Annotated in this window: 21 protein-coding genes and 1 tRNA gene; 7 read left to right on the top strand and 15 right to left on the bottom strand. The window is 65.3% G+C overall.

Features of this window, described 5'->3' with window-relative positions; translation table 11 throughout:
- Positions 1 to 17 precede the first annotated feature (17 nt).
- The 6 genes from ACIBI6_RS39325 to ACIBI6_RS39300 form a co-directional block, all read right to left on the bottom strand.
- Positions 18 to 860, bottom strand: a complete 843-nt coding sequence (locus ACIBI6_RS39325) for a phage major capsid protein (protein WP_396960143.1) — start codon at positions 858 to 860, stop codon at positions 18 to 20.
- A 127-nt stretch (positions 861 to 987) separates the two neighbouring features.
- Positions 988 to 1485, bottom strand: coding sequence for a hypothetical protein (locus tag ACIBI6_RS39320; protein WP_396960141.1), 498 nt, complete (start codon positions 1483 to 1485; stop codon positions 988 to 990).
- Positions 1482 to 1688 carry a hypothetical protein gene (locus ACIBI6_RS39315; protein ID WP_396960139.1) on the bottom strand — a complete coding sequence of 69 codons (207 nt, stop codon included), beginning with the start codon at positions 1686 to 1688 and terminating at the stop codon, positions 1482 to 1484. The genes ACIBI6_RS39320 and ACIBI6_RS39315 overlap by 4 nt, the downstream gene beginning before the upstream one ends.
- A 267-nt stretch (positions 1689 to 1955) precedes the next feature.
- Complete coding sequence (locus ACIBI6_RS39310) at positions 1956 to 3953, bottom strand: phage/plasmid primase, P4 family (protein ID WP_396960137.1); 1998 nt, start codon at positions 3951 to 3953, stop codon at positions 1956 to 1958.
- A gap of 247 nt (positions 3954 to 4200) precedes the next feature.
- Positions 4201 to 4701: a DUF6907 domain-containing protein gene (locus ACIBI6_RS39305; protein WP_396960135.1), complete on the bottom strand. Its 501-nt coding sequence runs from the start codon at positions 4699 to 4701 to the stop codon at positions 4201 to 4203.
- Positions 4702 to 4781: 80 nt separating this feature from the next.
- Entirely contained in the window at positions 4782 to 5000 is a 219-nt protein-coding gene (locus ACIBI6_RS39300; RefSeq protein ID WP_396960133.1) for a DNA-binding protein, read from the bottom strand.
- Positions 5001 to 5154: 154 nt separating this feature from the next.
- On the opposite strand from ACIBI6_RS39300, the gene ACIBI6_RS39295 reads away from it, so the two are divergent.
- A complete protein-coding gene (locus ACIBI6_RS39295) occupies positions 5155 to 5688 on the top strand; it encodes a helix-turn-helix domain-containing protein (RefSeq protein ID WP_396960131.1) in 534 nt (177 codons plus the stop codon).
- Complete coding sequence (locus ACIBI6_RS39290) at positions 5675 to 6892, top strand: tyrosine-type recombinase/integrase (RefSeq protein ID WP_396960129.1); 1218 nt, start codon at positions 5675 to 5677, stop codon at positions 6890 to 6892. The genes ACIBI6_RS39295 and ACIBI6_RS39290 overlap by 14 nt, the downstream gene beginning before the upstream one ends.
- Positions 6893 to 6932: 40 nt before the next feature.
- On the opposite strand, the gene ACIBI6_RS39285 is transcribed toward ACIBI6_RS39290, so the two are convergent.
- The 3 genes from ACIBI6_RS39285 to ACIBI6_RS39275 all read right to left on the bottom strand — a co-directional run bounded on the left by ACIBI6_RS39285 (position 6933) and on the right by ACIBI6_RS39275 (position 8085).
- Positions 6933 to 7020 (bottom strand) — tRNA-Ser (locus ACIBI6_RS39285).
- A 62-nt stretch (positions 7021 to 7082) separates the two neighbouring features.
- A complete protein-coding gene (locus tag ACIBI6_RS39280) occupies positions 7083 to 7517 on the bottom strand; it encodes a nucleoside deaminase (RefSeq protein ID WP_364357102.1) in 435 nt (144 codons plus the stop codon).
- Positions 7518 to 7545: 28 nt separating this feature from the next.
- Positions 7546 to 8085 (bottom strand): tRNA adenosine deaminase-associated protein, encoded by a 540-nt coding sequence (locus tag ACIBI6_RS39275; protein ID WP_364356955.1) that lies wholly within the window; start codon positions 8083 to 8085, stop codon positions 7546 to 7548.
- Positions 8086 to 8143: 58 nt separating this feature from the next.
- Here ACIBI6_RS39275 and ACIBI6_RS39270 point away from each other — a divergent pair, with 58 nt between their 5' ends.
- On the top strand, positions 8144 to 9094 hold the full coding sequence (locus tag ACIBI6_RS39270; RefSeq protein ID WP_396960127.1) for a prephenate dehydrogenase: 951 nt from the start codon (positions 8144 to 8146) through the stop codon (positions 9092 to 9094).
- Positions 9095 to 9472: 378 nt separating this feature from the next.
- Here the strand turns inward: ACIBI6_RS39270 and ACIBI6_RS39265 are convergent, their stop codons facing one another.
- The 5 genes from ACIBI6_RS39265 to ACIBI6_RS39245 all read right to left on the bottom strand — a co-directional run bounded on the left by ACIBI6_RS39265 (position 9473) and on the right by ACIBI6_RS39245 (position 17392).
- Complete coding sequence (locus ACIBI6_RS39265; protein WP_396960167.1) at positions 9473 to 9988, bottom strand: putative glycolipid-binding domain-containing protein; 516 nt, start codon at positions 9986 to 9988, stop codon at positions 9473 to 9475.
- Between the two features lie 121 nt (positions 9989 to 10109).
- Positions 10110 to 12035, bottom strand: coding sequence for an ABC transporter ATP-binding protein (locus tag ACIBI6_RS39260; protein ID WP_396960125.1), 1926 nt, complete (start codon positions 12033 to 12035; stop codon positions 10110 to 10112).
- Positions 12032 to 13852 carry an ABC transporter ATP-binding protein gene (locus ACIBI6_RS39255; protein ID WP_364356966.1) on the bottom strand — a complete coding sequence of 607 codons (1821 nt, stop codon included), beginning with the start codon at positions 13850 to 13852 and terminating at the stop codon, positions 12032 to 12034. Before ACIBI6_RS39255 ends, ACIBI6_RS39260 begins: the two co-directional genes overlap by 4 nt.
- A 263-nt stretch (positions 13853 to 14115) precedes the next feature.
- Positions 14116 to 16035, bottom strand: coding sequence for a long-chain-fatty-acid--AMP ligase FadD32 (fadD32, locus tag ACIBI6_RS39250; protein ID WP_396960122.1), 1920 nt, complete (start codon positions 16033 to 16035; stop codon positions 14116 to 14118).
- A 106-nt stretch (positions 16036 to 16141) separates the two neighbouring features.
- Positions 16142 to 17392, bottom strand: a complete 1251-nt coding sequence (locus ACIBI6_RS39245) for a KasA/KasB family beta-ketoacyl-ACP synthase (RefSeq protein ID WP_364356970.1) — start codon at positions 17390 to 17392, stop codon at positions 16142 to 16144.
- Positions 17393 to 17630: 238 nt separating this feature from the next.
- Here ACIBI6_RS39245 and ACIBI6_RS39240 point away from each other — a divergent pair, with 238 nt between their 5' ends.
- The 3 genes from ACIBI6_RS39240 to ACIBI6_RS39230 all read left to right on the top strand — a co-directional run bounded on the left by ACIBI6_RS39240 (position 17631) and on the right by ACIBI6_RS39230 (position 20300).
- On the top strand, positions 17631 to 18785 hold the full coding sequence (locus tag ACIBI6_RS39240) for a DNA (cytosine-5-)-methyltransferase (RefSeq protein WP_364356973.1): 1155 nt from the start codon (positions 17631 to 17633) through the stop codon (positions 18783 to 18785).
- A 13-nt stretch (positions 18786 to 18798) separates the two neighbouring features.
- A complete protein-coding gene (locus tag ACIBI6_RS39235) occupies positions 18799 to 19221 on the top strand; it encodes a very short patch repair endonuclease (protein WP_364356976.1) in 423 nt (140 codons plus the stop codon).
- Positions 19222 to 19589: 368 nt separating this feature from the next.
- Positions 19590 to 20300, top strand: coding sequence for a DUF998 domain-containing protein (locus ACIBI6_RS39230; RefSeq protein ID WP_364356979.1), 711 nt, complete (start codon positions 19590 to 19592; stop codon positions 20298 to 20300).
- On the opposite strand, the gene ACIBI6_RS39225 is transcribed toward ACIBI6_RS39230, so the two are convergent.
- Positions 20297 to 21865: an esterase-like activity of phytase family protein gene (locus ACIBI6_RS39225; protein ID WP_396960120.1), complete on the bottom strand. Its 1569-nt coding sequence runs from the start codon at positions 21863 to 21865 to the stop codon at positions 20297 to 20299. The genes ACIBI6_RS39230 and ACIBI6_RS39225 overlap by 4 nt on opposite strands.
- A 71-nt stretch (positions 21866 to 21936) precedes the next feature.
- On the opposite strand from ACIBI6_RS39225, the gene ACIBI6_RS39220 reads away from it, so the two are divergent.
- A complete protein-coding gene (locus ACIBI6_RS39220) occupies positions 21937 to 22347 on the top strand; it encodes a RidA family protein (RefSeq protein ID WP_364356985.1) in 411 nt (136 codons plus the stop codon).
- Positions 22348 to 22349 lie beyond the last annotated feature (2 nt).

Below are 22349 nucleotides of genomic sequence, written 5' to 3'. Positions count from 1 at the left end.
TTTCGATTGGTGGTGAATTAGCTGCCGTCAGGTTCGCCGATGCGCACGATCGCCTGCGGGTGCGGGAAGCCGAACGCCAGTCGCATCGAGCACTTCACGGCAACCCGATCGCTCGAGAAGTAGGCGTCAGTCGAGATGTCGAGAGTGACGTCCCGCCGCATCGTGGTGAACGTGAACGCCTGCGGGATCGCCCAGATATCGCCATCGGTGACGTACGGGGAGACCAGCAACGGCACACCGAGCACGGTCCGCGCACCGGGCCGCGACGGATCCGGGCCGAGAAGCGGCTTGTTGGATCCGGTCATTTCCTTGATCTTCGCCAATTCCAGCGCGGTGTCCGGGTGGGTGACGAAGTTGGAGATGGTCGCGCCGACGTTCTCCGCCTTCGACAGGGCCTCCGCGAACGGGTCGGTGTCGACGATGCCGGAACCGATGTCGACCACTTGGTGAGTGGTTCCACCAATTCCGTTGGGGCCGTTGGCCGTTGTCACCGCGAAGAACGCTGTGTCGACCTTGGTCACAATGCTGCGGACCAGACCGGCGCCGACGATATCCAGCGCGGACGGATTCGAGTCCTCGGCCAGCTCGCGGGAGACGATCGTTAGACCCGCGACCTTCTTGTGTACGACCTCGAGTTCGTCGTGCGCGGAGTCGCTCGGGCTGATCTCGCCGCCTTCGGGCACCCATGCCGCAGCAGGGTCGGCGGTCACGATGGGGAATTTGCTACTGGTGGAGTCGGTCGATAGGACGGTTGTCGTCTGTAATGCGACCGAATCACGTTGAACGGGCCGGACAATCAGCGCGTGTACCTGCTCGGGCAGGAGACCGCCGATACCGGACGTGGAAGTGTACAGAGACACTGTGCTCGCCTTCGGGTAGCGGGGAATGGTCTCCGGTGGCTGCAAGCCGTTCCGGTTGCCCCGCTGGGGCGAGCTTGACGCGGGTCTCCGACTCCTGGCCGGTACCGACCCGCGTCACGTGACGATTCTAGCCCCGTTCTCGTGCTGTACCGAACACCTGTGCCCACGAGGTACCGACGATGTCGCCTTCGCTCGACGCACCCGACTTCAGCGAACCGGCCGGGGGCCGAGTGCGGGTAGCGCGCTTCCAATGCGGGTGCGATTCGAGAACGCCGTCGACGGCCGCACGTACTTTCGCCGCATCGATCGCGCCGTCCTCTCCGCGGAACGTCTCGAGGTCGGCACCGGACACCCAGAGGTCGGCAGGGTCGGTCAACTTATCCGCGGCAAGCCGTTCGACCTCCGCGCGCTCATATGCGGTGACGCGCTCGATCAGTGAATCCCGTTCGGTCTCGACGGTGCGCAACTGCTTGCGCCACTTCGCCGCCTCCCGGTTCGGAGACTGCTGCTGTTCAATGTCGGCGCTGGCTTCCAGTTCGGCCGGCATGGAATCGGCCGGCGCGGTGTCGGCGGGCTGCTCCGACTCGGGCGCGGTGGTCGGCTGCTCGGCGGTGGGTTGCGTCATGGCATGTCCTCTCGGGTGAATGGGGCAGTGACGTGGATGCGCTCGGTGACGCGCTCGATACCGTCCTCGGCGACCTCGTAATAGACCACCTCGGCGTCGCCGGTCGGGATGTCATCGGCGGGCAGCGTCCGGCGCGGCACGACATCAGGCGGAGCGCGATGGTAGGGCGGGAATCCGTCGTTTAGGTCCTGTTCGGCTCCCATTGGGCATCCTTTCGGGTCGGTGGGGCGCGTTACGTTATGAGGCTCTGACCAGGGCAAACAGGTAGAGCGCGATCAAAGGGCTCAGCCACGACCAGGGCATATGCACCGTGACAAGGGGGTTTCTGTTTGGAAAAAACCGGGGAGGGTGCCCGCCTATGCCGGAGGATGCGGGCGGGCCACGTCTGGGGTCCTCCCCCAGGTCGGGCCTGGCCGCACGCGACCGCTGCACGGCAGCAACCGTGCAGCGATCGACGTTCGGGTGGCACATCAGCTTGCCTCGGCGTGCGCACGGAGTCGGTAGCCGATTGCGCCTTTGCGTTTGCCTGGTATCTGCTGCTCGATCAGGGCACCTTCGGCGATGAGATCGGCAAGGACGGCGGGCACAAGGGCGCGGTCGCCGGTCTTGCCGCTGACGCACTGCTGCATGGCCGAACGAGGTACGGGGTCGCCGTTGGCCTTGCCGAGCCTGGCGAGCAGGTAGCCGCGCACCTTCTCCTCTCGGCCGGGTTCGACGGGGCGGCTGTTGACCGGTTCGCCGGAGCCGAGCCACTGCCCTACGGACCGGCCGGGGGTGCGTACAACAGGTGGGATGTCGTCGGTGAGTACGTCCTTAAATGCACTTTCACCTGTGCCACCTGTGCCACCCTGTTTGACCTGCGGTTCCACATCAAGGCTGCCTGTGCCAGCGACACCGTTGCCTGTGCCACCTGGGATAGGTGGCACAGGGTCGTCATCGCCTGGCACAGGCAGTTCATCGTCAATGCACCCTCGCTGACCTGTGGTTTCCCTAACTGGCACAGGTGGCACAGGCGGATCAGCATTTAAGGCGCTATTCATGGCCTCGATTACCTCGGCTCGGAGGCCGATGCGGTCGTATCGGTGAACGCGCTTGCCGTCCCCGACTCGCGATTGCGAGGCAAGCAGCTCAGGCACCACGGCGCGAAGGTCGCGGCCGAAGGTGGAGTTGCTGCCCGCGCGGTGTCCGTTGTCGTCGCACCAGGATTTCCACGCCTGATACAGCGTCGCGCGGTCGATGTAGGCGGTAGGTGTGCGCACGCAGCAGTCGCGCACGAAGGCGGAGATCGGCGACGCCAGATCCATCATCAGGGTGGTGGCATCCTGCGACGCCGTAGGCACGGTGAAGCGGCCGTTGCGGACCAGGCGATCAAGACCGTCGAGCGCCCACGACAGAATGCCCGGCAACTCCGCGGTCAATCGTGCGTCGAGTGTGCGGTCCTCCTTGCCGAGGAAGCTGTTGGTCATCTGCAGCACGAGGAACCTGTTTGCGATCGCGCCGGAGGCGTCACCGAAGCGTGGCAGCTCGTTGGACAGGATCACGAACCGCGACGGCAACTTGCCGTTCCACGGCTCCTTGAACTTGCGGTCGATGGTGAGCATGTCCTCACCGGTGATCGACAACAGTCGCTCCACCACGGTGCGGACGTTGCCGTCACCGAGGCGAGCGTCCGACACCACCGCGAGCGGCTTGCCGAGCAGTGGCGACAACCCGAAGTTCGTGCCGAGGCTCGCCAGCGTCGGCCCTGCGGCGTTCCCCCGGCCCACCAGTTCGGTCAGTAGCCGCGCATAGGTGCCCTTGCCCGATCGGGTCGGCCCGATCAGCAACAAGGCCTTCTGCATATCGGTGCGCCCCGACAGGACATATCCGGTGTACTCCTGGAGCAGCGCAATCGAATCCGGGTCGTCGGGCCACACCGAGGCCAGGAACTCCAGCCACGCCACAGGTTCCAGCGCATCATGCTGGTAGTCGAACGGCACCGAGACGATGTTGAAGAAGGTGGGGGTGTGCTCAGTCAGAGTGCGATGGTCGATATGGAGAAGGCCGTTGCGGCACGCGATGATGCCCTTGCGAACCGGGGTGCCGTCGAGGTAGGCGGGAGGGTCGATCCTGGTCGGCAGATGCCCGACGGCCGCGAGGGCTTCCATGATGTTCGCGACCTTGTGACGATTCGGGTTCCAGTCGGTCCACCCCTTCTCCTCGTCGTCGTAGATCGCGTTCTCAAGCACCCGGTAGATCGCGCTGCGCAGCGCTGCGGGGTCGAGTTCGACCCAGTGGGTTCCACCCCACTGCATCCACCCGCCACGCCACGCCACCAAGGTAGGCGTCCCGTCCTCGAGCTGATGCCCCTCATAGATCTGTCGAGCGACCGGCAACGGCGCGGACGGCGGAGGAAATTCCCGTTCGAGAGAAGCGCCCGAAGGCGCAGCGGAATCCGCTGCGCCCCAGGTGTTTTCGTCGTTACTCAAGCGGCTACCCCTCCTGATCGGTTGATACGTTCAGCAAGTTCGCGCGGCTCGCCACCCTGCCGGTACAAGGCACGCAGAACCTCCGCCGGGAGGATTGGCGTAACACCATCTGCCGCAATGTGTTTCGCGGCTTGGCACCATGCCTCGAGCTGGCGACTGGTCGGTGCCGAATCGTCATGCGAGGGCAACCATGGGTCACCGCCCGGCAGTCGGTGCGCGGCTTCGGCGCGGCTTCTCAGTGTTGGCATTAGTCCACGTCCACCCAATCGGCAGTCGTCAACAACACGGCCGCGAGCTGACGTGCCTCACTCACCGAGAGGTCCATATCGGCATCCCCCGTGTTCAGAACCATCGCGACATGGACGCTGTCCTGCGGAGGCGCGAACCGGCGACGCGGCATGACCTGGATATTGGCCACCTGGCCGAGTCCGGGTGATGGTTCGATCGTCAGCCCGATAGTCATCTCGGGACCGAAGCAATTGCGGTCTTGCTCGAACAGCTCGTCGTGATGACCATGGCCCTGCGGGCACCAGCTGGCGCAGCCGGTGTCACGGCTGCATCGCTGGCACTTGACCGGTACGTCCGGCAGGGGTGCGGAGACAGTGCCTATGACCGTGTTACAGGACGCGCAGCACAGGTCGACCCACTCTGTGGCCGGGACGAACTCATGGTCGACGGACAGCGACAGATGCAGCGATTCGATGTGGTCGCATACCAGGCACGGGCCGCGGTCGGTATTGTTGGTCATTGCATTTCCTTTTTGGGTGAGGATTGTGTTTCGGCCCGGATCGGTTGCCCCCGATCCGGGTTTGGGGGTTGATCGATGCATCACGCGACCTCGGGCCGCCCACTCGGGCGCACTGTGTTCGCAGTTACGTAGTCGCGCAACGCATCCCACGAGTAGAGAACTCGCTTTCCGTGACGTACGTACTCCGGTCCACGGCCCAGATATCGACCCTGCGCGAGAGCGGCTGGCGTGGTGCGCAGGAACGCAGCAGCTTCCTTCGCCGTCGCCAGGCCGCCAACAGTGGCTTTGCTGGTAGTCACCTCAATCTCCTATTTTCAATCGTCCGGCGATGGTTTCCATCGCCTAGCGATCACAATACACAGCAAATCATCATTCCGGTGCAGATTTCATCGGGCGTGGCTAACTTCAGGATTTCAACGATGATTTCCATCGCTCGGCCGGTAGGCTGCCTTCATGGCACCAACCAAGGAACCGGCCGGGAAGCCCGCAGGGACGCCAAAGAACCCGTTGGGAGCGACCGGTGCGACGGTCGCGAAGAACGTCGAGCGGCTTAGGAGGAAGCACGGACTTCAGTACGTCGAGCTAGCGGCGCGGCTCCAGGAGATCGGGCGGCCGATACCCACACTTGGACTCCGGCACATCGAGGCGGAGAAGAGACGGGTGGACGCCGACGACTTGATCGCACTAGCGATTGCGCTGGACGCGAACCCGAACAGCCTCCTGTTACCCCCGACCAACAGCGCGCAACACATCGTGGCGCTCACTGGTGCGCCAAACGAGATAGCTCCGGCTGTATGGGAGTGGGCAAACGGCAAGCGCCCCTTGCCAAGTCGTCCTCCGGCGATCCCTTCGACCGTTCCAAAAGAGAACCGCGGAACCTACGCCCGCGCCTACTTCGAGAACAACACGAACCCGGCCGTGCAGAACTGGACCGACCAGCCGAACATCGCTGTCGATATCAGGGCGGACGACGATGGCGACGATTGAGAGCTACGAGCTGACGCCCAAGCGCAACAAGGACGGCAAGCTCCGCAAGCCAGAGACCCGCTACATGGTTCGCTTTCGGACGCCGAGCGGGGCGCAGACGAAGAAGCGGGGCTTTCGGCGCAAGACCGACGCCGAAGCGTTCGCCAACCGGGTGGAGGTCCGCAAGCAGGATGGCGACTACGTCGCGCCGTCGCTCGGCCGGGTCACCATTGGCGAGCTGGCGCCGGACTGGTTGAAGATGAAGAAGGCCAGCGTCGCGCCGTCCAACTATCGGACCTTGGATACCGCGTGGCGCGTCCACGTTCAGCCGCGCTGGGGGCACATCCGCATCGGCGACGTGACGGCGGAGTCGGTACAGGGCTGGATCGTCGACATGCGCCTTGCCGCCCAGGAGCGAGCGCAGGAAAAGGGCAAGCCAGACCTGAACGCCGGTGCAACCACAATCATCAGGGCGTACGGCGTGCTCGCGAGCATCCTCGATATGGCGGTCGAGCCGAGGAAGCTGATACCGAAGAACCTTGCCCGCGGAAAGCTGATCTCGGAGATGCTGCCAAGGAAGACCAAGAAGCGGCATGTGTACCTGACCGCCGACGACGTAGCGCGTCTGGCGAAAGAGGCAGGGAGACACGAACTCTTGGTGACGTGCCTCGCCTACTGCGGCCCACGATGGGGCGAGATGATCGCGTTGCGGGTGCGCGATATCGACTTCACGCGTAGGCGAATCACGGTGGCAGACAACGCTGTACAGCTCGGCGTCGACCATGCCGAGGGGCCGACGAAGGGCAAGGAGAGCCGTAGTGTGCCCGTCCCCCGCTTCATCCTCAGCCAGTTGGCCGCGCACACCAAAGGCCGCGATCCGGACGCGCTGGTGTTCCCGCATCCCGATGACGCGACGAAGTACCTCCCGCGCCCCAAGACAGTGGACGGCTGGTTTACCGGCGCGGTGAAGCGTGCCAAGGTCCAGCCGATCACACCGCACGACTTGCGCCATACCTGCGCATCGCTGTCAGTGTCCGCTGGTGCCAACGTGTTAGCGCTGGCTCGGCTGCTGGGCCACCGGGACGCCAAGGAGACGCTGAACACCTACAGCGACCTATTCGACGACGATCTCGACAGACTCGCGGATGCCATGGAAAAGGCGTACGGATCTGGCCGTGCCCAAAATGTGCCCAAACCGGCCGATGAGGACGCCGAAGCGGCATAGAAAAAGCCCCTCACCTGGCAATTCAGGTGAGGGGCATAAGCGGTGGCGGAGGGATTTGAACCCTCGGAGGGGGGTTACCCCTCACACGCTTTCGAGGCGTGCTCCTTAGGCCGCTCGGACACGCCACCGCCGACAACCATACCGGACGGGGGTCGGATCGCTAAATCGGCTGTGGAGGAGGTGGGAGGGGTCAACGTTGGGGGCGGAAGAAAGCGTCGAGGAGGGCTGCGCATTCGGCTTCGAGGATGCCACCGCGGACTTGTGGGCGGTGATTGAGACGGCGGTCACGGACTACGTCCCAAAGGGAGCCGACGGCACCGGTTTTCGGTTCCCAGGCGCCGAAGACCAGGCGACCGACCCGAGCGAGCACCAGGGCGCCCGCGCACATGGTGCACGGCTCCAGGGTTACCGCGAGTGTGCAGTGTTCCAGCCGCCAACCGTCGCGGAGGACCGCGGCCGCGCGGCGCAGGGCGAGGATCTCGGCGTGCGCGGTCGGGTCGCCGAGGGCCTCCCTGGCATTGGCCGCGCGCGCGAGTTCACGCCCGTCGGCATCGAAGACGACGGCACCGACCGGCACGTCGCGATCGCCCGCATCGGCTGCGGCGGCGATCGCGGCCCGGACCATATCGGTGTCGTCGGTGAGCAAGCCCACGTCAGCGGGGCAGCTTGTCCAGCACCGCCGTGAGTTCGTTGGCGAAGCCGAGCCGCTGGGCGATCATGCCGAGCTGTTCATCCGGATAGAGATCGGTCTCGGCGAGGATCACGCTGAGCACGGGTTCCGGCAGGCCGAGGTCGGCGAGAACGCCGAGGTCGCCCTCCTCCCATGGCTCGATATCGTCGAGTTCGTCCGGATCAATGTCCGGAATTTCGATATTGAGGGCCTCGAGGACGTCGGCGGCGATGTCGTAGTCGATCGCGGCCGTCGCATCCGAAACCAGCATCCGGGTGCCGCTCGGCGCGGGCCGGAGCACGATGAAGAACTCGTCATCGATATCCAGCAATCCGAATACCGCGCCGGAACTGCGCAATGCCTTGAGTTCTGTTTCCGCTGCGGACAAATCGGTGAGCGCCGCCTGACTCAGCGGACTGCACCGCCATTTTCCTTCTTCGCGGACAACCGCCACTGCGAACCCTTCCACGTCGTCGTAATCATCCGACGCAGCCTTGTTCGTGCCCGAGCGCTGTGCTGCCATGGCCGCAACGGTAGTCGGCTCGAGCCGAAATGTTGAAGTCGTATGCGAATCTGTTCCAATGACTCCTGACCAGAAAGCACCGGTGTGTGTCCTCGGGGCAGGCTTGATCGGCGGTTCGCTGCTACGCGCCGCCGTCGGCGCGGGGTATGACGCGTGGGGTTACAACAGGTCAGAGCCGGGTGCGCAGGCCGCGCGGGCGGATGGATTCGATGTCACGGGGGATCTGCTCGGTGTGCTGACCCGGGCCGCCGATAGCCATGCGCTGATCGTGGTCGCGGTGCCGATGCCCGCGGTGGACCACATCCTCGCCGAAGTAGCAACCTTCGCGCCGCGCTGCTCGCTCACCGATGTGGTGAGCGTCAAGGCACCGGTGGCCGAGGCGGTACGGCGGCACGGACTCGCGGCTCGCTATGTCGGCGGGCATCCGATGGCCGGTACCTCCGAATCCGGTTGGGCGGCCACCGATCCCGGCCTATTCCGTGATGCGGTGTGGGCGGTCGGCGTCGATGAGGGCACCCGTCCCGAACCCTGGCTTCGGGTGGTGCGGCTGGCGCTGGCCTGCGGTGCGGTGGTCACCCCGGTGATCGCGGACGAGCACGACCGGGCGGTGGCCCGGATCTCCCATCTGCCGCATGTCTTGGCCGAGGCGCTGGCGGTGGCCGGTGCGGCGGGCGGCGACCTGGCGCTCGGCCTGGCCGCGGGTTCGTTCCGCGACGGCACCCGAGTCGCCGCCACCGCCCCCGACCTGGTCCGTGCCATCTGCGAACCGAACACGATGGCCCTGCTGGACGTACTCGAGGAGACGCTCACCGTGCTGAGCGCCGCCCGCGATAGTCTCCGCGACGAAGGCACCCTGGTCGACCTCGTCGAAGCCGGGCACGACGGCCGCGAACGCTACGAAACCACGCAGCGCTGGGAGATCACCGATATCCGCCCCGGCGACCACAACTGGCTCGAGGCACTGCGCGAGGCTGGCCAGCGCGGTGGGGTGATCACCAAGCTGGGCTGATCGCAGCGCGAGGGGCCGAACACCGATGAGACAGCCTCATCGCCGCGCTCGCGAGCGCGGCGCTGGGAATCGCTGCCTGCCCCCGACCAGAGCGTTTGCGGCAGGCAAGCCGACGGCGCCAGGTGCCGACGAAGCTGGGGTGACCCGCGCGCACCACAGCCCGGTGAATTCATGTGCAGCGCGTGGAAATGTGCGCGGCGCCACATGGCAATCCGCCTGGTGAATCCATGCGCGGGCACGTGAAGGTGCACGGCGCGGTCAAATGCGCTCGGCGAGACCCGAGGAGGAAGCCGTCGCCGTCCACGGTGACGCTGTGCGCGGCACCACAGCCGCAATTTCGCCTGGCGAATCCACGCGCGGGCACGGTGCGCGGCGCGGTCAGATGCGCTCGGCGAGACCTGGGTAGTCGAGGAGGAAACCGTCGCCGTCGACGGTGACGGTGGCGCTGGAGACCGGGGACAGCACGCTGATGCCGGTGGCGCCGCTGCTGTAGGTGAGGCTGGCTTCCTGGACCAGGAGGTCGGGGATGCGGACGTAGACGACCGGGACCTGGATGTTCTCGACGGCGTTCTGCAAGCCGAAGCGGCGGATGGGCAGGGTGTTGAAGAACGGGCTGAGCACGACGTCGACATCCAGGGCACCCGCGAAGGTGGAGCGGACGTGCCCGCCACCGGCGTCGACGAGCCAGTAGTTCTCCTCGTCCCTGGCGATCGAGGCCTGGCGTTCCCCGGCGGCGGTGGTGCTGCGCAGGGATAGCCGCTTGGTGACCCCGTTCTCGTCGGTGACCAAGTCATAGGACGCACTGAACGCGGGATGGTCCGCGCATGCGCCGCCGATCATGCGACCGGCGGCGCGGATGCGGTTGCCGTTGAGCGTCACGCGGACGGACTCCATCCGCGACGCGTTGTGCGCGCGCCACGTGAGGATCGCCGGCCACCGCGATGTCGCCGGTTGGCTGTCGGGGCCGAGGTCTGGATTCGTCACGTATCTACCGTAAGCGACGCACGCACCGGCATCACACCAGCGACTCACGCCAGGCCGCGTGCAGGCTGGCGAACCGGCCGGTGCCGGCGATGAGCTCGCTCGGCGTGCCATCCTCGACGATCCGGCCCGATTCCAGCACCAGCACGCGGTCTGCGATGGCGACCGTGGAGAGCCGATGCGCGATGATCACGGCCGTGCGATCGCGCAGCACCGTTTCCAGCGCCCGCTGGATCAGCCGTTCGCTCGGAATGTCCAGGCTCGAGGTGGCCTCGTCCAGCACGATCACCGCGGGCTCCGCGAGGAACACCCGAGCGAACGCGACCAGCTGACGCTGCCCCGCCGACAATCGCCCACCGCGTTTGCGCACGTCGGTGTCGAAGCCATCCGGCAGTTGGGTCACGAAGTCGTACAGCCCGACCGCACGCGCCGCCGCGAACACCTCCGCATCACTGGCCTGCGGCCGACCGAGCCGAATATTGTCGGCCACCGATCCGGAGAACAGATACGACTCCTGGGTGACCATCACGACATTGCGCCGCAGATCCGCATCCGACAACCGCCGCAGGTCGATACCGTCCAAGGTCACCGTGCCGCCCGACGGGTCATAGAACCGCGTCAGCAACTTGGCCAACGTCGACTTGCCCGCACCCGTCGCACCGACGAGCGCGATCACCTGCCCGGCCGGAATCTCCAATGAGAACTCCGGTAACACCGGACGCGCTCGCCCGCGCTGCTCGGTTGGCGGCGTAAGCGCAGTGTCCGACGACTCGGAAGGCGCCGGGGCTGGAGATCCATAGCCGAACCACACTCGGTCCATTCGCACCGCACCGGTCGCCTTCGCCAACGCAATCGGCTCCTGCGGCTCGCGCACCGAGGGCTCCTCCTCGAGCACACCGGAGATCTTCTCCAGAGCCGCCGCGGCGGACTGGTAGGCGTTGAATACCTGGGCGAGTTCATCGAGGGGACCGTAGAACTCGTTGAGGTACAACAGGTATGCCGCGAGAACACCTACGGCGAGGTTGCCTTCGATCACCTGCCGGGCGCCGACCACGATGACGATCACGGTGGTCAGATTGCCGAGCAGCTTGGTGAGACCGGCGTAGTCGCCCATACCGCGCATCGCGGCGGTGGTCGCCTGCAGATATTCGGCGTCCTCGGCGGCCAGCACCGCTTCGTTGCGCGCCTCGCGACGGAACGTCTGCACCGCGCGTATACCACCCATCGACTCCACGAACTGCACGACAACTTTCGCGATGGCACTGCGGGTGCGCCGGTAACCCGTCCGCTGCCTGCGCTGCGCCCAGCGAGTGACCAGCGCCAATGGCACGAATCCGAGCAACACGATCGCGGCGAGGGTCTGATCGAGGTAGATCAGCAGGACCGCGATCGTCAGCACCGAAAGGATCGCGCTCAACGCTTGATTCAGGGCACTCTCCAGCAACTGCTGCAGCGTCTCGATATCACCGGTCAGTCGCGCGACGACCTTGCCGGAGGTGTACTGCTCGTGGAAGGCCACGCTGAGCCGCTGCATATGCGCGAACAGCCGGACCCGCAGATCGAAAAGCACACTCTGGCTGAGCCTTCCCGAGATCCGCAGGAAGACGAAGGTGGTGCAGACACCGACCCCGACGGCACCCAGGTAACCCGCGACGGTGCGCGCCAAGGGCGCCCAATTCCCCGCGACGCCCTCGGCAATACCAGTGTCGAGTCCGTGCGCGACGAACAGCGGCGCCGACACCATCGCGGCGTTGTCGAGCACGATCAGCAGCAGGGCGAAGACCGCGAGCTTGCGATAGGGCCGTGCCAGGCTCAGCAGCAAGCGCCGAGATCGACCGGCCAGCACCAGATTTCCGGTCTCGGTTACCGTCTTGTCCTCATTGGCGATGCCACGCCAGTCTGCGACCTCGTCGCGGTCGGTCGAATCGTCTGCGGAGACGGTAGTTTCGGTTGCGGTCATGATTCACCTCCCATCAGTTCGCGATAGCGACCGCTGGTTTTGAGTAGTTGATCGTGCGCGCCCTCCGCGACGATCCGGCCATCGGCAAGCAGGGCCACCCGGTCGGCCATTGCTGCGGTCGAAGGTCGGTGCGCCACAAGCAGTGTGGTCGCACCGGCGAGTACAGTGCGTAGCCGTTCCTGTACGCGCTCCTCGGTCTCCACATCGAGTGCGGACAGCGGATCGTCGAGCACCATGATTCGAGTCCGCTCCCCTGCACTCGCGCGCGCGAGCACCGCGCGGGCCAAGGCGAGCCGCTGGCGCTGACCACCGGACAGGCTCAGCCCCTGCTCGCCGATTCGGGTATCGAGTCCCCACGGCAGATCGTTCACGAAATCGGTGGCCTGCGCGACATCCAGCGCGCGCCGCACATCGTCATCGGTGGCCTCGGGATCGCCGAGCGCGACGTTCTCCCGCACACTCGCCGAGAACAGCACCGGTTCCTCGAACGACACCGAGACCAGCGAACGCAGATCGGACACCCGCATCGATGCGATATCGATGCCGTCGATGGTGATGGCGCCGTCGGTCACGTCGTAGAGCCGCGGAATCAGGTTGAGCAGTGCCGTCTTTCCACTGCCGGTCGCACCGACCAACGCGACCGTCTCACCGGGACGCACCTTCAGCGAAATATCGTGCAGTACTTCGTCATTCGCGTCCGGAAAGGCGAAACGCACACCGTGCATCGTCAGTTCGCCGACGATCCGCTCCGGCAGTGCCACCGGATTCGCGGGATCGGTGATTTCGACCGGGGTGTCGATGATCTCCCAGAATCGGTCCGCCGCCGTACGCGCATCGTTCCACTCGGCGAGCAGGAACCCGGTCCAGATGATCGGCCACTGCAGGAAGGTCGCCAATGTGATGCTCGCGACCAAGGTGCCGAGCGTCATCATCTCGTGTGCGACGGCGTAACCGCCGTAGCCGAGCGCGAAGGCAATGGCCAGCTGCGGCAGACACACCATCGCCGACCAGAGTGTGGCGTCCAACCGCACCTTGAGCAGTTCGGTCTGCTGCAATTCCCGCGCCTGCGCGGTGAACCGCCCGCCGAAGAACGCACCGCGACCAAATGCCTTCAGCACCCGGATGCCCTGTGCGGACTCCTCGGCGGTGGTGGCCAGATCACCGGCCTGATCTTGCGAGCGCCGCGAGGCAACGCCGTAGCGCCGCTCGAACCGCAGGCACACATAGGACAGCGGGATCGCGATGACCGCGAAGGTCAGCCCGATCTGCCAGCTCAGCGCGAACAGCACCACCAGACCGATCGGGATCACGATGAAGTGGATGATCAGGAACGGCCCCGCGAATGCGACGAACCGCTTCATGGTGCCCATATCGTCGACCGCGCGCGAGAGCAACTGACCGGACTCCCAGGCATCGTGCCGTCCGATCGAGAGCGTCTGCAGCTTGCGGAAGATCTTGGCGCGCATATCGATCTCGAACTGGGCGGCGGGCTTCGCGATCAGCCACCGCCGCCCCCATACGCCGCACGCCTCCAGCAGACCGAGCGCCAGCACCAGCAGCACCGGAAGTACGACGCCGCCGAAATCGCGCCGCTGGATCGGGCCGTCGATTATTCGCGCGATGACCAGCGGAAGCACGATGGCCGTCAGGGTGGCGAGCACCGCAAGCGTGGTGGCGCCGAGCAGCGTGAACCGATGCGGCCGCAGATACGGCCAGAATCGACGTAACGAATACAGGCGGCCCGGCACCGCAGCGGCGGGCCGCTCCGGTCTGTCGACCTCCGTGTCGGCCAATGGCGAATCGAGCGTGACGGACAAAGCTCCCCCTCGTGATCGTCTTGGATTGGCTGTGTCGCGAACGGAACCCCGGTGATGTTCGCATCGGGGTCCGACATTTCAGCGTGGCATCAGTCCAGGGATCGGCCAACCGATTTTCCGCCACGTCCACAGCCAACAACCTCGAGTCACCTCGAGGTCAAGAACCCCCGCACTACCCCCGAACGCACCGCACACGACATCGGCGCCCACATGCACGGGCGCCGATGGCCGTTACTTCGATTGTACCGTCGAATAATCCGAGCTCAGACGGTCGAATCCTGCTGGTCCACCGGCACGTCCGGGAAGTCGTGCTGCTGATAACCGCCGCGCAATGTGCCCTCCAAATACGCCGCGCGACAGGCCCGTCGGGCGATCTTGCCGCTGGACGTGCGCGGAATCGAACCGGCCGGAACCAGCAGCAGATCACGCACCGTGACCCCGTGACGCTGTGCGATCGCGCCGCGCACGGTATCGGCGATCGGCCCCGGATCAAGCTTCGCCGCACCGTTGCCGCGCTCGGCCACGATGACCAACTGCTCGGAGGTGTCATCGGCATCGAAGGCGAGTCCGGAATGGCTGCCCTGTTCGAATACCAGTGCGGGTAATTGATTCGCGGGCACCGAGAATGCCGCGATGAATCCGGGCCGCAGTGCGGTGCTGGATTCCTGCGCCGAGAATTCCAGATCCTGCGGATAGTGGTTGCGTCCGTCGACGATCACCAGATCCTTCACCCGACCGGTGATATACAACTCGCCGTCCAGGTAGACACCGAAATCGCCGGTGCGCATCCACTTCGCGTCCGGATCGGTGCCCTGTGCGTGGCTGCCCTCCGGTAGTCGCCGCGCCAAGGTGTTGTGGAAGGTCGCGGCGGTTTCATCCGGCCGACCCCAGTACCCGATGCCCATATTGTCGCCGTGTAGCCAGATTTCGCCGACCTCACCGTTACCGCGTTCGATGCCGGTTTCCGGATCGACGATCACCGCCCACTGCGATAGCGCCACATAGCCGCAGGACACCTGCGCGATCGAATTCGGCGTGCCCTTCGGCACTTCCACCATCCGACCCGCATTGAGCTCATTGCGATCGACGTAGACGACCTTCGCCTCGTCCTCGGCCCTGGTCGCGGAAACGAACAGCGTCGCCTCGGCCATGCCGTAGCAGGGCTTGAGTGCGGTCTTGGGCAGACCGTACGGCGCGAACGCTTCATTGAATTTCTGCATCGACGACACCGAAACCGGCTCGCTGCCGTTGATCAACCCGATTACTTTCGAAAGATCCAGTTCCTCAGCGGCTTTCGGCTTACCGCGCGCGGCCGCATGTTCGTATGCGAAATTCGGTGCGGCCGCGAAGGTTCCGGCGCCGTCGGAGGCCGCCGCCAGTTCCTTGATCCAGCGATACGGCCGCCGCACGAAAGCGCTCGGCGACATGATCGTGATGAATCCGCCGCCGATGGTCGGCAGGATCACAGACAGCAGACCCATATCGTGGAATAGCGGCAGCCAGGTTACGCCGCGCGAATTCTCCTGCACCCCAATGGCATCGATCATCTGCAGCAGATTGGTGCCGACCGCCCGGTGGGTGATCTCGACACCGGCCGGGGTTCTGGTGGAACCCGAGGTGTACTGCAGATAGGCAACGCTGTCGATATTGATTTCCGGTCGCACCCAGGTGGAGCCGACACTGTCCGGAATCGCGTCCACCGCGATAATGCGCGGACGCTGCGCTGCCGGGAGGTGCCGGAAAAAGTTCCGCACACCCGCCGCGGCCGAGCCGACGGTGAGAATCGCCGATGGTTTGCAGTCATTGAGCACCGCGTGCAGGCGATCGGTGTGGCCCTGCTCTTCCGGATCGAACAGCGGCACCGCGATACTGCCCGCGTAAACCGCCGCGAAGATCGAGACGACATAGTCCAAACCCTGTGGGGCCAGGATCGCCACCCGATCACCCGGCTGAGTCACCTGCTGCAGCCGGGCCGCGACGGCGCGCAGCCGTACGCCGAATTCGCGCCAGGTCAATTCGATGTACTCGCCGTCGCGCTCGCGCGAGTAGTCGATATAGCGGTAGGCGAGCTCGTCGCCGTTCTCCGCGCTGTGCTTGTCGACGAAGTCGATCAGGGTCTTATTCTCACGGATTTTGATATTGCCCTGGTCGTCCAAATAGTCGTCGAATGTCTCGTCGATCATCGCCTTATCCTTTTGCCAACGCAGGCACTCAGGCCGTGCGATTACACCGAACACAGGTCGATAACGAAGCGTCGGGAAGGCTAGCAGGTGCGCCTTCCCGACTTACTCAGTACCGCCCGAAGGCGATCGCGACGTTGTGCCCGCCGAAACCGAACGAGTTGTTCACGGCGTAGTCGATTCGTCCGGGACGGGCCTGTCCCTTGACCACATCGAGCTCGATTTCCGGATCCTGATTGTCCAGATTCAACGTCGGCGGAACGATTTCGTCACGCACCGAGAGCACCGTCAGCACCGATTCGAGCGCGCCGACCGCGCCGATCGAATGGCCAAGTGCGGATTTCGGCGCATAAACCGAAACATGGTTGCCCACAGCGGCATTGATGGCCTGCGCCTCGGCGGTATCGCCGATCGGGGTCGCGGTCGCGTGCGCATTGACGTGGCCTACATCGTTTTTGGTGATACCGGCCTTCTGCATCGCCCTGGTCATCGCGCGCGCGGCGCCCTTGCCATCGAGATCGGGCGCGACCAAATGGAAGGCGTCGGAAGTGATCCCGGCACCCATCAGCCGCGCGTGAATCGTCGCGCCGCGCGCCTTGGCGTGCTCCTCGGTTTCGATGACCATCATCGCGCCCGCCTCACCGAAGACGAATCCGTCGCGATCCTTGTCGAACGGTCGCGAGGCAGCCCTCGGGTCCTCGTTGCGGGTACTCATGGCGCGCATCATGGTGAATGCCGCGATCGGCACGGCCTGGATGGACCCCTCGACACCGCCGGCGACCACCATGTCGGCATCGCCCATCACGATCATCTGCCAGGCGTTCGCGATCGCTTCCGAACCCGACGAACAGGCCGAGACCGGCGTCACCACACCCGCTTTCGCGCCCAGTTCCAGGCCGACGCAGGCGGCCGAGCCATTGGGCATGATGCGCTGCACGGTCAGCGGCGACACCTTGCGGTAGCCGCCGTTCTGCAGCCGGTCGCGGGCGGCCGTGATGTATTCGCCGCCGCCGAGACCGGTGCCGATGGCGACGGCGAGGCGGTTCTTGTCCACCTCCGGACTGCCCGCATTGCGCCACACCTCACGGGCCAACACCACGGCCATCTGCTCCACATACGACAGGTGTCGGGTCTCCTGCCTGGTGAGGCAATCCGACGGCTTGACCTTCAGATGTCCGCCGATGCGCACGGGTAGCTCGAACTGCTCTACGAAACTGTCCTCCAGGACATCGATGCCGCTCTCACCGTTGAGCAGGCCCTTCCAGGTCGAGTCGATATCACCGGCGATCGAAGTGGTCGCCGCCAGACTGGTCACGACAACGTTGGGATAGTTCCCGTTCTTGGTGGACGGAATCTGCATTTCGCTCACTTTCCTGGCATCACTCTTGGGGTAAACCGGGAACTGCGCGTGGAAGGTCATCGAACGACCGAGCAAACCGTGATTCGACCGTGAGCATTGTCGCGCATCCGGCCGGATCAGGTGCTCGACACACTACCGTGGCCGTCGCTGGTCGTCGCAGCTACTGCTCGAGTAACCTGCTGAGCGGATACGCAGTGCTGGTGAGGTCCGAGCGATCCGCGAGCAACCGCGAGAAGGGATGACTGTGACGGGCGGGCGGATGGTCGGGCTGTTCGCCGGTATCGGCGGGCTGGAGCTCGGCCTTGGCGACCACGGCTGGCACACCGAGCTGCTGTGCGAGATCGATCCCGGTGCGCAGGCGGTGCTCGCCGCGCGCTTTCCCGGAGTTCCGTTGCAGGCCGACATCACTCGGCTGCGTGCCCTACCCGCCGGTACCGAGCTGGTCGCCGCCGGATTTCCCTGCCAGGACCTGTCGCAGGCCGGACGCACCGCGGGCATCACCGGTAAGCGCTCAGGTCTTGTGGACGAGGTGTTCCGGCTGGTGCGCCGTCAGCGTGGGCCACGCTGGCTGCTGATCGAGAATGTGCCGTTCATGCTGCAGCTGGGCCGCGGGGCGGCCATGCGACACATCACGAACGCGCTGGAGGAGCTCGGCTACACCTGGGCATACCGGGTGGTGGATGCGCGCGCGTTCGGGCTGCCACAGCGCCGTCAGCGGGTGCTGATGCTGGCCTCGCGCACCGAGGATCCGCGCCGGGTGCTGTTCGCCGACGATGCCGGACAGCTCGATCTCGGTGACCCGGAACAGGATCCGTGCGGCTTCTACTGGACCGAGGGTGTGCGGGGGCTCGGCTGGGCGGTGAATGCGATCCCGACGCTCAAAGGCGGTTCGGCGCTGGGCATCGCGAGTCCGCCCGCGGTTCGGTTGCCATCGGGCGAGATCGTGACGCCGGGCATCATCGACGGTGAGCGGCTGCAGGGCTTCGACGCCGACTGGACCGAACCGGCGACCACGGTGCCCGGAATTCGGCACGGGCACCGGTGGAAGCTGATCGGGAATGCGGTGAGTGTGCGGATGGCCTCCTGGGTCGGCGCCCGGCTGGCCGAACCGCTGGACCCGATTCCGGGTGATGAGCCGTTGCCGGCGGGACGGCCGTGGCCGGTTGCCGCGTGGGGTCGCGCGGGCAGCGCCTATCGGGTGCCGGTTTCGACTTGGCCGGTGCACGAGCCATACGAGGACTTGCACCATTTCCTCACCGATTCGCGGCTGCTCTCGGCGCGGGCGACTGCCGGGTTCCTACGCCGCACCGGAATGGGCAATCTACGGTTCCCGCCCGGATTTCTGGCCGATGTGGAGAGTCATCTCGACCGGATGGGCGGCTGGGCGGCATGAGGTTACCGACGTCATGAACCCGGCTCGGCGTCCGCTCACCGATGCCGCGACCAGTGCGCGGATGGCCCGCCAGCGGCGCAGCGGTACCCGGCCCGAACTCGCGCTGCGCCGGGAATTACATCGGCGCGGATTGCGCTATTTCGTCGATCGTGCGCCCGTACGCGGGCAGCGTCGGCGGGCGGATCTGGTGTTTCCCCGGCTGCGCGTTGCGGTGTATGTGGACGGATGTTTCTGGCATCGGTGCCCGCAGCACGCGACCGATCCGAAGAACAACGCACAGTGGTGGGCAGACAAATTGACTGGAAATGTGGCCCGTGACCGGGCCACCGATGCGGCAATGGCGGCCGCGGGCTGGCTGGTGATCCGAGTGTGGGAACACGAGGACGCCACTGTGGCGGCCGACCGGATCCAGGCCGTATTGGCCGCGCGGCGCTAGCTGACCCTTTCGAGCGACCTGCAAGCAGTCGCTAGCCGACCTTTTCGAGCGACCTGCAAGCAGTCGCTAGCCGACCCTTTCGAGCGACCTGCAAGCAGTCGCTAGCGGCGCTCTCGCACCCGAACCAGCGTGCGAGGCGCGTGTGCGGCCAGATAGCCCGACACCGCCATTACCGTCAGCACCAGCATTCCGGCGATGGCCGTTGTGATTCCGATCATGGGGACCTCCTCAGTTCTACCAACCATCGCCGACGGACCTGACAGAAGCCTGTGTTCGAGTTGGTAATGAGGTGTGTGGAAGACCTGTCGGTGCGGACACCCGCACCTACTGTTGAACACCGGACCAACCAGGAGGCGGAGAATGATCCAGTGACTGATAGCCGGACGCTCGCCGAACGCCACGTCCGGGTGGCCTGCGGGCTCATCGCGGTCGCGATCGCGATCGCCGGACTCTGCTATTCGTCGTGGTTGCTGGAGTTCGTACTGAAGATCGACGTCGATCCGGTCAACTCGTTCCTCAGTGAGCTCGATGCCGAGGGCAAACCACATCGCGAGTTGTTCGCGACCGCCGACAAGATCGTCGGAGTATTGCTGATGCCCGCCGCGATCGCCGGGCTGCTGTTATTTCCGCGTCGCAGATTCACCACCATCGGCTGGATCGCGCTGTTCTGCTTCGGCGCCGCGACCATCGGCGATGTGCTGCTCCCACTGCATGATTGCACCCCGCAGGACAAAGCCGAATGCGGCGGCGGTGGCAGCGAACTGTTCCCGCAATTGCATCAGCCGCACGCGCTGACCAGCACCATCGCGGTCACCGCTATCGCCGTCGCGACCTTCGCGTTCAGCGTGGCCGCCTTCCGGTATCACCGCTGGCGGATTCTGCGCGAGGCCGGTGTGGTGGTGCTGGTGATCGGGTCGGCGGCGACCGTGTGGATGTTGGTCGCCGACAACCTGACCGGCAATTACGCGCTCGGCATCGCCCAGCGGATCCAGGTCGGATCGATGTCGCTGTGGCTGATCACATTGGCGGCCGCGGTGATTCTGGAAGGCCGCGAATGGGTCGAGAGCGATTCGGGTTAGTCGACTTCGATCTCGACCGTGTGGGTGTCGAGTTTCGCGGGCAGTTCGGTGGTGTCGATCTCGAGGATTTCGCCGGTGTCCGGCAGACCGTTGGGCAGCGTCTTGGGCTTCAGGCCGAAGGGTGGCTGGTCGCCCTTGCCGGCGGCGAGGCCGAAATCGCTGTCATTGGCGATGTAGAGGGTTTTGCCGCCGTCGAGCGTGGCGACGCCCTCGATCTTATCGTGACCGAAAAACTTGCCGTCGGCGTTCAAGCTGGTGACCAGGGCGGCGAAATCCAGGTTCGCGGTCTTGGCGGCCGGGGTGATGCCCACCTTCTTCAGTGCCGCGGTTGCGTCATTCGTCGAAACGGGGCCGACCAGGGTTTCCAGCGGCTTGCCCTCGACCTGGAGGCCGCCTCGTTCCGGATCGTATTGTGCGCCGGGGACCTTCGAATCCGGACCGACGTCGGTGGCAGCGGAGATATCGATTGTCCACAGTTTCTTGTCGGCCTTCGGGGGCAACTCGCCGTCGCGTTCGTCGACCAGGAAGGTGGTGGCGCTCAGCGCGGTGATCTCGGAGTCTGCGACTTTGGTGCGCTTGGGATCCTGCAGCGGGAGTATGAATTCCTTGACCGCCTTGGTCTTCAGGTCGACGGCGACGATGCGGGTCATCGGCACGTCCTTGGCCGAACCGTCGAGACCGGGGGTTTTCAGGGCGCTCTGTACGACGCCGACGAGGGTGCCACCGTCGGGTGTGATGGTCAGGCCCTCCATACCCTGGTTCGGGGTGCGCAGCGAAAGTTCTTTGGGCAGAACTGATCCCGGCGCGAATCGCTCGATTTCGGAACCCTTGGCGTCGAAATGCACCAGGAATGGGCCGTATTCGTCGCTGATCCAGAAGGTGCCGTCCGGCAGGGCGACCAGTCCCTCGGGGTCGAGGCCATGGTCGGTGGGCGGCAGGATATTTCCGGCGAGGTCCCTGATGGTTTCGCCGGTGCTCGCGGCGATGTCGACCTGGCCGTTGAACGGGGTGCCGCTGGCGGTGTGCAGATCGATCGTCGATTGCAGGACCGCGCGATTGCCGATCAGCTTGAATCGACCGATCCTGGGTACGAAACCCGGTGTCGGGGTCAGCTTCTCGTTCTTGCCGGGACCGTCCACGTTGGGGCCGCGGTCGGTGAGTCCGTAGAACTCGCCCGGTGTGCCCGGTACCGGCGTCCATGCGGAGCCGTAACCGCTGGCCTGCACGGTAGTGCCACCGAATTCGCCGAGCGATGGAATGTCGGTGGTGTAAAGGCGAACCGCGTCGGTGGTGGTGACCTTCAGCTCGTCGGTGCCGCTATAACCCGGCTTCGGCTGGTAGACCAGCGCGCCGTCGAGGCGGCGGGTCAGTGTGCCGTGTTCCGGATCGGCGATCGTCACGGCGGCGGTGCCACCGGTGGCGGCCAGCAGGTCGTCCAGGGAGATCACCAGCGGCTGGTCCTTGGCCACGGTGAAGTCGGCCTTGGTGTCCGAGGACGAGCAGCCTGCGGCCAGCACGCCCACACAGAGGACGGCGACCGCGGTGATACGAGGGTGCGCTTTCACGATGTCTGCCTACCGCACATCTCCGACAAAAGCCCTACGTCCAAATGACCAGTTGATGTCATGCTTTCGCCATGGGTGATCGGATGAATATCGCGTCGGGATCGGAGTTCGAGGATATCGTCGGCTACTCGCGGGCGGTTCGGGTCGGCAATACGGTCGCCGTCAGCGGCACCACGGCCTCGCTGCCCGGCGGGAACGCCGTCGGCGGTGACGATATCGGTGAGCAGGCCCGAGAAGCATTGCGCCGCATCGGCACTGCGCTCACCGAGGCGGGTGCGAGCTTTGCCGATGTTGTTCGGACGCGGATCTTCGTCACCGATATCGCGCGCTGGCCCGAGGTCGCGAAGGCGCACGCCGAGGTATTCGGCGATATCCGCCCGGCCGCGTCGATGTACGAGATCAAGGCGCTGATCACCCCCGCACTGCTGGTGGAGATCGAGGCCGACGCAATTTGTGCGACGGTTCCGGGCTCGGATCGCTAATG

The sequence above is a fragment of the Nocardia sp. NPDC050412 genome (genome assembly GCF_044458825.1).
Lineage (GTDB): Bacteria > Actinomycetota > Actinomycetes > Mycobacteriales > Mycobacteriaceae > Nocardia.
Note: the sequence above shows the minus strand (reverse complement) of the source record. Positions and strands in the feature narration are given on the sequence as shown.